The organism is Paenibacillus sp. YIM B09110, from assembly GCF_037167145.1.
Classification (GTDB): domain Bacteria; phylum Bacillota; class Bacilli; order Paenibacillales; family Paenibacillaceae; genus Pristimantibacillus.
In genome coordinates this window covers 24475-39396 of sequence record NZ_JBANSP010000042.1, presented here as the reverse complement: position 1 = coordinate 39396, position 14922 = coordinate 24475, and the positions used below count along the sequence as shown (strand labels likewise).

Genomic DNA, 14922 nt, shown 5'->3' with positions numbered 1-14922 from the left:
CGTTGAACTACCGAATCGTTCCAAAGTAGAACTAGGTGTGTATGACGCATTCCAAAAGGATCCATCGACCACAACTTGGGCAATCGTAAGCTCATCTGGTCCAGAATTTTGTACATATGTCTGTAAGGAGATTAAAAGCCTTGTTCTTAATGAGTTTTTCCTCGCCACGCAACGAATCTATTGTAAGCTCAGATGCTCTTCACCGTTTATCGTATGCGTCACCTAAAGCTTTAAAATTCTCGTCTAACCAATAAATTAGTTTCCCTTTATGTTGAAGAAGTTGTTGTAACAACTCTGTGAATGACAACGCGATAATCGGTGTATCCCCCACCAAACCATGTGTTTCATGAAAGCTATCGTAACACCTTCCGAGACGTTCAGGGTGCAAATCGATTGTTATAAAATCACCATTCCCACAATCAACGACTGTGTACCAATCGTTGGTTATGTCATCCTCCACTTCTTCACCAAGAATTTCTAAATTGGCCGATTTAAACTCCATTGGTGGGAGTACACGATAGGAAAAATCAGAATCATTGAAAAGCAGCTTACCACCGCATACTTCATAAAATTCCTTTAGATCGGGTGGCAACACATGAGAAGGACGGAGTATTGGTAAACCCGATGTAGGATTCACTTCACAGTTTTTAAGTGTCTTAGCATCTTGAATCAATCGTATTACGTTACTCATGTCATCGTCCCTTCGTCAGTCGCCCATCTCTTCTTTAAGCTCTCGTTCTCCGTTAGCTTAATAAATCGTGCATTCCTGGGATCACGGGATTGTATAGAAGTTCTTGTCCTAATACGGCTTTGTATAGAAGTTCTTGTCTTGAGCTGGCGACAAGAACTTCTATACAAAAAACAAAAAAGCCGCTGTTTATGCGACCCGCGTTGTACAGATGTTCTTGTCCTCCGACATCAAACATTATACAGCTCTATTTTTCGTTATGTTTTTTATAAGTTAAATTTATCCCCTTCTTCCCTCCATCCGGTTCCATCCGGAATATGATCGCGGACTTCATTCGGATTATGTTTTTGTCACCCGACATGAATTTTCATTCATACAGCAATCTCTGGCAGATATTGATCGATCACTTTTTTTAATTATAAATTAAATTTGGACAAAAAACTGCACCCCCGATTTGTTAGATGGTGCCTAACTATTGGGGTGCAGTTCATTTTTCCGTCAGCTGTCTTTGAAATAATCTTACGCAATGTGCCATCATATCGGCCTAACTATAACGAAGCAAAGCAAAACTATAAGGCAACTACTTTCGTTGCAACTTCTTCTTGGAATGTCTGGTCATGCTCAACAAAAACCATGGTTGGATTAAAACTTTTAATAAGCTCTTCAATTTGCATTCGTGAATAAACATCAATAAAGTTTAGTGGTTCATCCCAAACGTATAAATGAGCTTTTTCGCATAAACTTTTAGCTATAAGCAACTTTTTCTTTTGTCCACCGGAATAGTGAGAGATATCTTTTTCAAACTGGACACGGTCAAAATTCATCTTGCGTAAGACGGATTTGAATAACGGTTCATCAATCTCATTTTCTTCAATAAAGTCAGATAACTTTCCCTTTAAATGAGACGTGTCTTGCTGTACATAAGAAATGACAAGGCCAGAACTAACGTTCAACGTGCCCGTATGCTGGAGCGGCTTCCCTAGAATCAGTTTTAAAATACTACTTTTTCCACTACCATTCTTTCCATCAAGTACTACTCGATCCCCTGTCTTGATGTTAAAGCTAATTGGCGCATTCACCGATTTACCATCATACTGAACAGCCACGTCCGATAACTGAATCAGTTCTTTAGCTTTGTATTCTAAGGGCGCGAATTGTAATAGCTCGGTTTTTTCCACATTTTTAAGCAGCGTCGACTTTTCTTCGATCGCTTTATTTTGCCTTGTTTCCAGGTTCTTTGCACGTTTCATCATTTTTGCGGCTTTATGTCCTACGTACCCCTTGTCCAATTTAGAACCGGAATTCGTAGTACCATTTTTGGAAGCCTCTACTTGATTAGACCAATTGGCTGAACGTTTTGAAGAATGCTGCAGCCTTCCGATGTCTTTTTGCAAACGTTCGTTTGTTTTTTCCTCATGTTCCTGCTGTCGATCGAAATTTAGCTTCCAAGAAGAATAGTTGCCACTTTGAACTTCGATATCGGCTCTGTTTATCGACAAAATGTGGTCAACACAGCCATCCAAGAAGTTTCGATCATGCGAAATGAGAATGAATCCTTTTTTCTTTTTTAAATAATTCGAAACCATCTTTCGTGCATGACTGTCCAGATGATTGGTAGGCTCATCAATTAATAAAAACTGTCCTTCCTTCAAGAATAGCGCAGCCAGCAAAACCTTCGTTTGTTCCCCATTTGATAAGGTTTCAAACGGCCGGTACATCGCTTCGGCATCGACATCCAAATAAGATATTTCCCGAAGCAACTCCCAATCTTCTGCCTGAGGACAGATCTCTTCTAGTATTTCATGCGTGAACCTGCTTTTATCCGAGACCGGATATGGAAAATAAGTAAATTCAACGGAAGCACTAATCTTTCCATTGTATTCGTATTTTCCTAGTAACAAATTGAAAAAAGTTGTCTTGCCTCGACCATTGCGGCCAATAAATCCAAGCTTCCAATCCGTATCGATTTGAAAGTTAACATCTTCGAAAATATTATCAAAGCTGCTTGGATATGAAAACGTCAGGTATTGTACATGAATCATTGACATCGTAAGCTCCTCCTTTTTATAACCCATTTCCGTTATATAAAAAGTCGGTTCATACCCATATCTTCTTAGTCGCTCCGCATAAGTTTTATGGATATTAACGACTTATACGGAGTAAATCATGCGTAATAACCGAGTCTGTGCCCATTGTTACCACTCCTTTTGATAGGTTACTTGTTGTGTCCGTATAGCTGACCGCATGCAGCATCGATATCGGTTCCGAACTGGGTTCGTACAGTGACTTTGATTCCTTTTGACTTTAAGATGCTGACAAAATTTTGAACCTGTTCTTTGTCCGACTGATGATAGTTCTCGGGCGTAACGTCGGTTGAATTGTAAGGGATCAAATTGACGTGATATAAATGGTACCAAGAACCTCTGTGCTTTAACAAAGCGACAATGGCTTCCGCATGCTCGCTGGAATCGTTTTCTCCTCTAAGCAGTATATAGGCAATATATACTTTTCTGCCTGTATCGCGAATATGCTGATCCAACTTGCTCAACACGTCATTCAGCGGAAACCGGTTGTTAATAGGCATTAGCGCGCTCCGCTGTTCGTCGAACGGAGAATGCAGCGAGAAGGTCAGGTTAACCTGCGGAAATTCCTTTGCCAGACGATCGATGCCCGGCAAAATGCCGATGGTGGAAACCGTAATTCTTCGATGTCCCAAGCCAAAGGTTCGTGGATCCGTCAGCATTTGCAGCGTCTCGAAAATGTGAGGATTGGCGAGCGCCTCTCCCATGCCCATAAACGATACGCTATCGAGCGTTTGACCGTTTAAATGAAAGTACAACAGTTGATCGGTGATTTCGTCTGCGGTTAAATTTCGTTTCAGTCCGATCGTGCCTGTAGCACAGAAGGTGCAACCATATCCGCATCCGCACTGGCTGGAAATGCAGTATGATTTCCAGCCACGCTCATAGATGAGTTGAACGGCTTCTATGCGTTCACCGCCTTCAACGGAAAAAAGCACTTTATTCACTTGACTGGATCTCTGCTGCACAACTGGGGTTACGTTCAAAACGCGTTCGCCAAGGTGCTTGATTAATTCATTTCTTATTACCTTGGGTATTAAGGTCATTCTGTCATATTCACCGATTCGCTGCTTGAAGATCGCATCCGCAATTTGTTGATACCGATATGCGGGTTGTTTCCATTCGGACAATAGGCGCTGAATCATTTCGTATTTTGAAGTTGATCTCATGATTTTTCTCCCCTTGCGCCGGAGAAAAGGCCTTAAGCACCCATAGAGGGTACTTAACATCTACATTAACCAACAGCATATATACGCGAACGAGGCTCGCATCTCCAGTCGCTACGTGCATCTATCGATCGTTGGATAATGCTCCGACATCCGTTTATTTTGATCGTGAACCGTACCCACGGATAATGAACGATTCACAAGAACATGCACAACTTCAAACATTTCATTCAACCTCCTCATTTAAATAAGAACGCGTTGCCTTACAGTTCAACGATCTTCGTGAAAACTCACTATCGTGCTCTACGAAAAGTATGGATGGTGAATTTTCCAGCAAAAGTTCTTCGATTTGCATACGGGAAATGACATCAATGAAGTTTAACGGTTCGTCCCAGATATGCAAATGAACATCTTCGCAAAGGCTTTTCGCAATGAGTACCTTCTTCTTCTGACCTCCGCTGAAGGACCCTATGTCTTTATCGAACTGAGAGCGGGCAATGTCAAGCTTTCTTAGTATTGTTTCGAATAAGCTTACTTCGATCCTGTAGTATCTTGCGTAATCCGTTAAATTGCCCTGCAAAAACGAAGTGTCCTGCGAAACATAGGTATATTAAGCTGACTCCCCTTTCTAACCGTGCCGGTGAAAGATATCTCCTCGCCGCAAATCAGCTTAAGAATGCTTGATTTACCGGATCCGTTTGCGCCTAATAGCGCTATGCGGTCCCCTTGCTTAACGGTAAAGTTGACCTCGCTGCAAACCGTTCTCCTGCCGTAATGAATGGAAACATGATCAAGTTCAACCAGCTGGTGATGATGGTAGGGAAGCTGCGTTTGCTCGCCGTTGGACAAGGTATCATAATAAAAAGCCACAAGAAAGTTACCTTCTCGTGGCTCAAACAAATATAACCATTCCAACCCTTAACAAGGCTGGAATGAATATGTTGATTGAGTGATAAGAATACGTAACTTTCTTGCTTATAAAGAATAAAACAGGTGTACTGGTTTATTCATTACGACATAAGCAAGAAATATTACATAATCCTTTTCAACTCCAATCGTTAAATTAGAATTCATCTTATCATAAAGGTTTATACTTTTCAATCTTGAAAAGGCCGGTAATAACTAAAGGGCATGGGATCGAAGTTTACCGATCTCATGATCTTTAGTTAGTTATGCCTTCGATAGAAGGACGAGGGGGATATCGCGAATTCCGTTCGCGAAAAAAATTGCGCCCGCCAGGACGGTCCAGAGGACCGGCCCGGAGAGCGCAACCGACTGCGTTAATTTCCGTAAACTTTCCAGGATTCGATGCCTGTAGATGTGGTAGATTTAGCCGTTATGCTAAGCCGGATTTGATTCGTCGTAACCGGTGTGAACGTCGTCGTGTTGTACTGGTTCGCCAGCAAGCCGAGACCCGATGGGCTAGCCACGTTCGTCCAAGCGCTGCCGTTCCAGTATTGAATCGTATACGAAGCCGGCAGGTCGATGCCCCCATCGTCGTCGAACCAATAGACGTCAACCGAGGAAATCGTTTTGTTCGCGCTAAACGTATACAGTACCCATTGCGTCGAGCCTGGATTATCCCAGTTGCCGTACACCGAATGGCCGCGATCGTTCGAGCTCGTCGGCGTATAGCCGTCGTTCAAGCCCGCCAAGCTTTCCCACGAGGAGACGAAGGATGTCGACGCCGTCGCTTGCGGCGCGATGTCCGTAAGAGCCGTGCCTCCGCCCACCATGAGCGCGCTGATTTCCGAAGCGCTAAGCGCTCTGCTGTAAATGCGGAAGTCGTCTACCGAACCGTTGAAGTAAGCATCGCCGGAGAATTGCGATCTGCCGATCCAGTTGTTCGCCGTCGCGCCGAGGCTGGACGGATTCAGCGTCATGCTCGTGTTCGTCGCTACCTCCACGCCGTCCACGTACAATCTGCCCGTCGAACCGGATATCGTGACCGCGACGTGTTTCCATACGCCCGTCGGGAACGCGGTCGTCGAGTTGATTTGCTGCTCGGAACTGTTGCCGCTGTTCGTGATGGCGAAGCGGAGACCCGCGCCGCCCGGTTGAGGCGTCAAGAACATATAGTTCGTCGTGCTGGAGCCGATATCGAAAATGCGCGTCCAGTTGCTTAAGCTGTTCGCATTTACCCACGCGGCAATCGTCACGCTGGTCGCACCGCTGGCGATACCGCTCGGCATGCTGACATAGCCGTTGGAACCATTCAAGGTAACCGCGTTTCCGGTCTGACCGGCAGAGAACGTCGCGCCGCCGTTTAGCGTGCCCGTCTTATTATTGCCTGACGAATCTGCTGCCGATGTTCCGCTCGTCTCGCTGAACTGATAGCGAACGAGCTGGTCCGGTAGCGAAGCTTGAACCGTCTTCGTTACCGTATCCGTCGATTGCAACGCGGTATCGGTCGCGGCAAGCAAGAACACATAAGTGCCCGGAACGGTTACCGTCGCCGTCGTATTCAGCGAATTCGGACTTGCGATCATCGCAGTTCCAGGACCACTTTGCAGGCTCCATGTCGTCGTGACGGTCGCGCCAGTTGGCAGGCCGTCATCGCTTACCGTTCCTGATAACGCGATCGTCGAAGGAAGCGCGATCGTCGCGTTGGAGCCAGCATCTACGATCGGCGCGCTGTTCACCGATGTGCCACCACCCAACACAAAGGTCAGTAAGCTAGAGGTGCTCAAAGCGCCATCATTAGCGGTAAGCCTAGCCGTATAGGAGCCTGCTACTGTACCTACGGCTTTTGTAACTGCTGCTTTATTATTGGTAAAGCTTAGTTGGCCACCTGTCGGAGTGCTGACAACTTCCCATAGGTAAGTCGTAGCGCCATTCGGTGCGCCGTCGTCGGTCACGATTCCGTTCAACAAAATCGGAAGATTTACCGGCGGGCTTAGTGTCACCACTTCTGTAGTAACCTGTGGAGCTTGATTGGATCCAGTAAGTGACTTTTCAATGATCACTTCGGCAGTAGCTAGCGCACTGCTCATTTGGAACATAGCAACGCCTTTATTGTTCTGCACATAGAACTGACCGGCATTTGCACCATTCAGCTTGATTGTATAATAGCCATTCTCTACTCCTAGTCCATCGAGAGTAAGCCTTGATGCGTGCGATTTTTGAGCAAGATTCGAGATTTGAAGGGTAATTGCCTTACCGTCTTTTTGAATCAACGCATTTACAATTTTATCGCTTTCCGAAACGAGGTAAATTTTCTCTTTGATTAGGTTGATACGCTTACCAAAACCGTCTTTTGGTGTGATATCGTATTTGTTGTTTACGTCAGTGACCGTGGCTCCATACCCGAAAAGCCCAAATACCGGATCGGTGACAATATCGGAACTGATACGCAATAGCGAGCCATAGAGCCCTTCCTCCGATTCTCCGGAAAAGTCTTGCCAGCCGTTGTTCATAACGCGTGTACCGCCATCGTATACGTTTTTGGTACCGGTTCCGCCCTTATGAGCATTAAATCTCCAAGCGGTACTTCCTACAGACTGAGCGGATATCTGCCCCATATTAACGGCGTTGAAGTTGGAAATCTTAGCGGCATAGTTGCGCTGCTGTGCGACAGCCGTCTGATCTGCAGTCCTGCCGTCAGCCTGATAACGAATCATATCATCCATAATGGACCCTGCCAAAGACGCGGTATATTGGAAATTCCACCAGCCTTCGCCGGCGCGGAATACCGGCACGGAATAGAAGTACCAAGTAGGCTGAATACCGCGCATTGCACGAGTTTTCAAGTCATCTGCTTTCATGCTTTCCAAGGCTTTGGCTACCTTCGAGTCTGTCGGGTAGTAGGTGCGCAATGCCTTTGCTGCTGCATAGGCCCCTTCTTCGCCCGTATTGTCATATTCGAATTCAGACCCGTAAGGATAAGCAGCGTTTAACACGCTCGTTGCTTTAGTTTGAGCAAACTTCGTTTTTAGATTATTATACTGAGTTGTCATTCCTTCTTCTTTAAGCGCCTCAATTAAATCCGGAATTTGTTGTTCGCCGTAGAATCCGGTTGCTCCGGCGCCGACGCGGTTATAGTAAATGCCATAGGCCTTTTCCAGATAAAATTGCGGAGATTCGCGATACTGTATCATATTGGGATATGCCTTTTGGATTCGATACATATTGAAGAATCCAGTCGCTTCCATCGCTTCAGAAAATGTCCGCACGTATGGCGCGCTTGAAGTGGAGTAAATACCTGAAGCATTGAGATAGTTCGCAACCGTAAACGTTGATTGCGTATATTTCATATAATTTTTCCACATGAAGTCGATCAGGTAGTTTTCAATGGATTGGATTTCACTGGCATCTGGATCGAGATAATTCTTCATCGTCATGAAGTTGATGTTATCGTGGCTCCAGTCATCTCCCCAATGGCTGGTCACCGTATCAAGACCGGTTGTAAGGTACCAGTCTCGATAGATCCCGAAGGTAGGACTAGTCGTGACCTTATCCTGCGTATTATTGACCATAAATTGGCTGTGGGCATCCGATGTTTGGTCAAGCTCGGCCAGAATATTGAATTCATACTGGGTAAATTTATTCACCCCTACAGGATCGGAGTTCAGCCTATAATTCACACGAACGCTGTTATTGCCGATGTTGTCAAAAGTTAGCGCATAGATATGATACTGTTCACCGTTTACGATCTTGGTTTCCACAAACGTTGCGGATTTTGTATATCCCGAGTTCCCGGAAGGTAAACCGCGACCGGTACGAGTATTGTTGACCATACCGGCTCTGTTATTATCTTTAACAACCGGGATATGTGCTGCATCATATGGATCATTCTGGAGGATATTCTGAATCTGGATCGACTGCAAATCTATTTTAGTGTCGTCGAAATGCAGAGCCAGCTTGACAGGCATATTGATTGCAGCCTGGAAGCCAGGCAATGCCACTGCGTCAATCATCCCTGATTTGTATAGAATGGAACGAAGGTTTTTCTCACGGTCTTCCATAGAAGAAGAAGCGTTATTTGGACTTGCGGCATTTACTTGCGGCGTGTTGTCGCCTGCGCGTACCGCTGAAAACTTAAACTTATATGTTTTTTCCGCTTGTGGCGCCAAAACCAGGCTAGTGGCATCCGTAAAATATCCACGACCTGTTTTCGATATATCCTTGGAGTGAATATAGAGAACACTCAGTCCAGGGAACCAACCGCCACTGTCGCCGACCCAGTTGGAGTACAGAGATCCGGCACGAACTTCACCCGCATCACCTAACCAATAATCAACATATTCGATGCGAGCGCCGCTTTCCGGCACTGGGGAGAACATCATGAAATTTCCTTCGCCGCTCGTGCGGATGGCATAGGAATACCCGCTATCGGCACCGGCAAAATTATGCACAGTAACTCGGTTGTCATAGGTATCCGATACATTTAAATATTTGTTATTCCATGGCATCGGCAAACCGATATCGCCGAATTCCATATATTTGGTGCTTTTGTTTTTCAAGGTAATTTCCCACTCCAATGAACCGTCAGTGGTATTCATATTAAATACAGACTTCGCGTCAAAACCTTTCATCGTGCGAGCAGTTGTAGAAGTAAGAGGCTGTCCGATAAAATTGACTTCTACTCTCTTTCCGTCTGAGGAAGCCACCTTCGTAAAATATTGGTTACTAGCGTTGATCGTTGTATATTTAGTCGATCCACCAGCCGCCAGTGTTTTATTTGTATCAACTTCTACAAAGCCAACTCTGTCGTTAGGGAATACTGCCGTGTCACCGGTACGGTAAGAAAAAAGCATTTCGCCCATCCATTGGTGCTGGACGTCGTTCTGTGGTGAGGTAGAGTTTGGCAAAACAAAATTGACAACAGCATTTTTTTTGTTTAATGGGTTATTCTTGATATTTAGTACTTCAATCTGCCCTAAATCCCCGATTGTTGCAGAAAGACTATCATTGGCGATAACATTCGCTGCAGCGGATACGGAAGGCACCTCGTTAATGCCAACCGTCAGTAATCCGGAAAACAGTGCAAATCCAGTAATTAATGATATCAATCTTTTATTAACCGTTTTCATAATACCCTCCTGTTCACATTTCAAAAATTAGATTTTAAAAGATTCAATCCATTGCCTGTACTATTACTGAACTAACTAATACTCCAGTAATATTAATTCCTATACCTAGTATTTGGCCTTTCTAAGAAAGCGCTTTCGAATATTCCCTGAGTAATCCTTTCAATTAATCGCTAGAAACTTTTCTTCAATTCTTCCTTCCGTAGCAATGTACTGGCTTGATACCGTCCAGCTAGAAGTCCCCTCCCTTCAAATAGCTATAGTTGATACGTCTATCCATTTAATTCAAACCCAAAACCCTTAAGCTCTCCAGATAAAATCAGTATCAATTTAGTGAATTTGCCCAATAACAGCTGCTCTTGGAGCTGCTTCATATCTTCACTTTTTCACCATGACACTAGTACAGAAAGAGCTTGATACAAGTGTACTAGATTCACATGTGAAAGGAATTCAAATTTCCATCCTGTTTTTTTACATTTACAACCAGTAACGTTGCAATTGAACTCTCCCAAATCAACTTCGCGGTTTCCGACAGCGAAAATTTTCCGGTTCAGATTATGGGCAGATCTTCTTAAGCAAAGGCAACCCCTATGGGAATGCATTTACTTTTCAACATTACCAGGATGGTCTTGGTCTGATCCTAGTTACTAACGTTCAAGATAGGGCGGCGAAGCCCCGACTATGTCTTCAGAATTGTGTCGTTACAGTACAATGTCCCTACATTTGTGTATTTTACTGCGACATAAGTGTCAGGACATAAAAATAAAAAAGCTTGATTTCTCAAGCTTTTGTGTGATCAGTTATGTCCCCACTTTTGTGTCCCTGGACAATATAGTGTCATAAAACATTCCGTTTACATGTACATCACTTTCTAACAAAGTTATAATGCAATCATAAACCTTAAAGCTAACAGCGGCATGAGCTGCAAATGCCTTAGAGGAGATTAAGTAGCGGAATGATAAATCGGGAGAAACTTGAGCAAAATCAGATTTGGCTTTATGTCGTTATCTTAGTGCTATCAGCCGGACTTGGCTTATTGGCCCCTGATCTAATGAAGACATTGGATAATCACATTATAATCTCTGGCGTAATCGCTGTGTTGATGTTTGGCATGTTTACACAGATTCCTTTTACATCTATTAAAGAGTTACTTGGAAATCGACGCTTTATCTTGGCTATTCTAACTGCCAATTATATTGCAGTACCGATTGTCGTCTGGCTGTTATCTCAGTTCCTGCCTCAGCAATCACCTGTATTACTTGGTGTGTATCTTGTTTTACTGGCACCTTGCATAGATTATGTAATTGTTTTTACTCATCTAGGCCGTGGAAATGAAAAGGCTATGCTCCTATCAACACCTATTCTTTTTGTGACACAAATGATCTTAATACCTGTTTATCTATGGATTTTCATGGGCAAACAAGCTTCTGAAGTTGTGAGTCCAGGACCTTTTATAGAAGCTTTTCTGATCATCATCGTATTGCCGGTTCTGCTGGCTATAGGATTACAACTATCTACTAACAAAAGTCATCGTGGTGGTCAACTTCTTTTAGATGCCTCGGCATGGATTCCTGTTCCGTTCATGGCGTTAACCCTTTTTATTGTTGTATCATCGCAAATTAACAAGCTATCTGCCTACTGGCATCTAATTATCAAAGTTATTCCTATTTATATCGCATTCATGCTCATCATGCCCTTCCTTACTCGCTTTATCGTAAAGTGGTTTAGACTAGATGTTAGATCAGGACGGGCTGTTATATTTAGTTCAGGAACACGTAATTCCCTTGTGGTACTTCCCCTTGCTCTAGCTTTACCTGAAAACTGGAGCACACTAGTCGCTGCAATTATTGTGACGCAAACTATTGTCGAGCTTGCCGGAGAGCTTATCTATGTTCGATTTGTTCCTAATGTAGTTCTACGTGACAAAGCTAATTAGGCGAGTTCTGAATAAGCAAAGGAGCCCCCAACTTGAATGGAGGCTCCTTTGCTTTACCAATTCTTCTTATTGGTTCTTCTCTAAGCATGCTATTTAGTTTCAGGTTTCCAATCTTGGATGCCCATATCCTCTATAATTCCTAAAGTAACATCTGCAATATCCGGATCATGAAGAAGTTTATCTCGAATTTGGAACTTGATATCATCGGCACTCGCTAAAGACAGTCCCGGCTGAAGCTCAATCAATGCTTCAACATGATAATATCGTCCCTCTTGCACGATTCGCATTTGATTAATATCAACGACTTTGGACTCTGAGAAAATGAGCTTAGCTACTTTGGCCTCTATATCTAATGGAGCGGCAACGCCAATTAAGCCAATCATATTGTCGTAGCCTACCCGAAAAGCAACAGCAATCATAAGAAGTCCAATAAGTACTGTCGAAATGCCGTCGAGCAATTCGAAACTTGTAACGGTTGTCACAATAACGGCTAATAAAGCTAATATTGCGCCTGTAGTTGCCACGATGTCCTCGTAGAAAACTAATCTCGTGGGAGGCGCAGCTTTACTTACATTTCGAAATGAAGCTCGGACAATTCCCCAGCCGATTGCTTCTACGCGAGCTTCGCGGACGACTTCTTTCATTGCTTTGATTAATACAAACCCATCCACAGCAATGGAAAGTACAAGTACAATGACGTTCAACCAAAATCCATGTGCTTCGGCGGGATGATTCAATAAGTGGATGCCTTCTCGGATGGTTTCATATGCCATTAGTGTAACGACAATAACAGCTATCATGCAAAATATATTAATAACTCGACCAAAGCCCGTGGGGAACCTGCGAGTCGGTTTCTTCTCAGCTAATACGCTGCCTACAAAGACAAAAGCTTGATTGACAGCATCGGCTACCGAGTGCATGGTGGATGCGAACATCGCGCCGCTGCCGGTTATGGTAGCTGCAATTCCTTTAACGATTGCTAAACCTGTGTTGCCGATTGCTGCTGTAGCAGAGGACATATTCCCCTTTTTGATGAGTGACCAAAAATTGTCCGGCTCATTCTTCGCATTCATCAGCCGACCTCCTGTCATGCATATCAAGATGTCCTTTATTTTCCCCGGCTAAGTAAATGATATGTGTACAGTTGATGATTCAATCGACAGTATACCAAAGAGGCAGTTCGGATGATTACATCCTCCCTGCCTCGAATTGGATCAATTATGCACTACTGCTTGCCGCAACATTTTCATTTTGAAGAATGATCAATTCAACTTTACGAATTCGATTTTTACTTGTTTCCTTTATGATGAATTGATATTGATTATATTCATACTTCTTACCTACATGAATCTGCGGAATTTGACTATATAGCCATCCCCCAACCGTATCAACTTCAGAATCATCGTCGAATTTTATGCCCAATAAGCTGGTTAATTGATCGAGCGATACTTTTCCATCAAGCAGGTATCGATTATCGGTAACCATTTCTATTTCAGCTCGTTCTTCGGAATCAAATTCATCACGAATCTCGCCAACGATTTCTTCCAAAATATCTTCAATCGTAACCAGTCCTGATGTACCGCCGTATTCATCGACCAGAATGGCTATATGAACGCGCTCCTGCTGCATTCTTTCCAACAGAGACTTAACAGGGGTCACCTCAGATACGCTTAATACAGGCTGTATGAGCTTAGTAAAATCAAATTCTTGCTCCGATTGATAACTCAAGTACAATTGTTTTGTGTTTATCATTCCAATAATGTTATCTTTACCTTCAACGGCAACCGGAAAGCGTGTAAATTGCTCTTTACGAATGATTTCCATATTTTCTTGCAAGGATTTGCTTGTGTATAAACAAATCATATCGGTACGCGGCACCATAATTTCATTTGCAATTAGTTCATCAAAGGCAAAGATCCGGTTCACGTAACCATATTCCGTGTTATTAATCTTACCGCTCTGATAGCTTTCATTTAGAATGATTTGAATTTCTTCTTCCGAGTGGGCTTCTTCATGTTCTGAAGCTGGTTTTAGTCCAAACAATCGAACTAATCTGTTTGCAGACCCGTTCAATACCCATATGAACGGAAACATTAATTTATAGAAATATATAATCGGCTTAGCCGTTAAAAAACTTACGAATTCAGCCTTCTGAATGGCCAACGTTTTCGGTGCTAACTCACCAATAACGACGTGCAAGAACGTTACGACAATAAAAGCGATCAGAAAAGATAATACATGGCTGATATCGCTACTTAGTCCGAAGTGATCAAACAGTGGGAATAGTATTTTTTCGACCGTTGGTTCACCTAACCAACCTAATCCAAGCGATGTAATCGTTATGCCTAATTGGCAGGCGGATAAGTAGGCGTCTAAGTTACTTTTAACCTTCTGGACTGCGAGTGCATTTTTCTTGCCTTCTACGACCAATTGATCCACTCTGCTTGCACGAAGTCTGATAATCGCAAATTCAGTTGCTACGAAAAAAGCAGTTAGCACGATTAAAATGGCAACCATGAATAAATTGAATCCTATACCCATATTGACTTATCACAATCCTTTACTCAGATAGTTTTGTTTCTATATCTAATATAAAGGATTCTTATTCATTCCAACAAACGGGTAATTAATTCACTACAGCTGCTCTGAGGTTTAATCATTCCTATTTCCGAATGAAATTTCCTATTGTCTTTCATTATCTTACGCATTGTTCATAATGCTCCATCTTTGGATAGGTTCTTATGAACTTATTCATAGAACGTTCATACATTTATAATTCGTGCTTATATTTGTTCTATTTATTTAACTGTTGATCAATAGGAACAAATCAGGAGAGCCAATCGTTTCTCTATTGGAGAGCCTTAGTGAAACCCGACTAGGTAAACTCCTCCATTACATTTGTGATTTTATAAATTACTTGCTCTTCGTCACTTATTACATTTTCTATTGTCAGTAACATTAATTCAGGTAAGATTAGATGCATTGTCCAATGGATTACGTTATAAATAGTGATGTTTAGACT

Annotated in this window: 7 protein-coding genes and 1 pseudogene; 1 reads left to right on the top strand and 7 read right to left on the bottom strand. The window is 43.1% G+C overall.

The annotated features are described in order from the left end of the window. Positions 1–199: 199 nt before the first annotated feature. The 5 genes and pseudogenes from V8F51_RS30290 to V8F51_RS30270 form a co-directional block, all read right to left on the bottom strand. Positions 200–691, bottom strand: coding sequence for an SMI1/KNR4 family protein (locus V8F51_RS30290; RefSeq protein WP_337104229.1), 492 nt, complete (start codon positions 689–691; stop codon positions 200–202). Between the two features lie 566 nt (positions 692–1257). Then, positions 1258–2736, bottom strand: coding sequence for an Lsa family ABC-F type ribosomal protection protein (locus V8F51_RS30285; protein ID WP_337104228.1), 1479 nt, complete (start codon positions 2734–2736; stop codon positions 1258–1260). A 167-nt stretch (positions 2737–2903) separates the two neighbouring features. After that, the gene (locus V8F51_RS30280; RefSeq protein WP_337104227.1) at positions 2904–3938 is read right to left on the bottom strand and encodes a Cfr family 23S rRNA (adenine(2503)-C(8))-methyltransferase; all 1035 of its coding nucleotides are present in this window, start codon (positions 3936–3938) and stop codon (positions 2904–2906) included. 223 nt (positions 3939–4161) lie between these two features. Next, positions 4162–4766 (bottom strand): annotated as a pseudogene (locus V8F51_RS30275) (ATP-binding cassette domain-containing protein); the annotation flags it as partial. Positions 4767–5215: 449 nt separating this feature from the next. After that, on the bottom strand, positions 5216–9967 hold the full coding sequence (locus tag V8F51_RS30270) for a LamG-like jellyroll fold domain-containing protein (RefSeq protein WP_337104226.1): 4752 nt from the start codon (positions 9965–9967) through the stop codon (positions 5216–5218). 952 nt (positions 9968–10919) lie between these two features. On the opposite strand from V8F51_RS30270, the gene V8F51_RS30265 reads away from it, so the two are divergent. Further along, positions 10920–11900: an arsenic resistance protein gene (locus tag V8F51_RS30265; RefSeq protein WP_337104225.1), complete on the top strand. Its 981-nt coding sequence runs from the start codon at positions 10920–10922 to the stop codon at positions 11898–11900. An 89-nt stretch (positions 11901–11989) separates the two neighbouring features. Here the strand turns inward: V8F51_RS30265 and V8F51_RS30260 are convergent, their stop codons facing one another. Both V8F51_RS30260 and V8F51_RS30255 read right to left on the bottom strand, forming a co-directional pair. Continuing rightward, on the bottom strand, positions 11990–12973 hold the full coding sequence (locus V8F51_RS30260; protein WP_337104224.1) for a cation diffusion facilitator family transporter: 984 nt from the start codon (positions 12971–12973) through the stop codon (positions 11990–11992). A 145-nt stretch (positions 12974–13118) separates the two neighbouring features. Continuing rightward, positions 13119–14441, bottom strand: coding sequence for a hemolysin family protein (locus V8F51_RS30255; protein WP_337104223.1), 1323 nt, complete (start codon positions 14439–14441; stop codon positions 13119–13121). Between the last annotated feature and the right edge of the window lie 481 nt (positions 14442–14922).

Coding starts and splice junctions, on each gene's coding strand:
- V8F51_RS30290 (WP_337104229.1), bottom strand. CDS start 691: ATGAGTAACGTAATACGATTGATTCAAGATGCTAAGACACTTAAAAAC.
- V8F51_RS30285 (WP_337104228.1), bottom strand. CDS start 2,736: ATGTCAATGATTCATGTACAATACCTGACGTTTTCATATCCAAGCAGC.
- V8F51_RS30280 (WP_337104227.1), bottom strand. CDS start 3,938: ATGAGATCAACTTCAAAATACGAAATGATTCAGCGCCTATTGTCCGAA.
- V8F51_RS30270 (WP_337104226.1), bottom strand. CDS start 9,967: ATGAAAACGGTTAATAAAAGATTGATATCATTAATTACTGGATTTGCA.
- V8F51_RS30265 (WP_337104225.1), top strand. CDS start 10,920: ATGATAAATCGGGAGAAACTTGAGCAAAATCAGATTTGGCTTTATGTC.
- V8F51_RS30260 (WP_337104224.1), bottom strand. CDS start 12,973: ATGAATGCGAAGAATGAGCCGGACAATTTTTGGTCACTCATCAAAAAG.
- V8F51_RS30255 (WP_337104223.1), bottom strand. CDS start 14,441: ATGGGTATAGGATTCAATTTATTCATGGTTGCCATTTTAATCGTGCTA.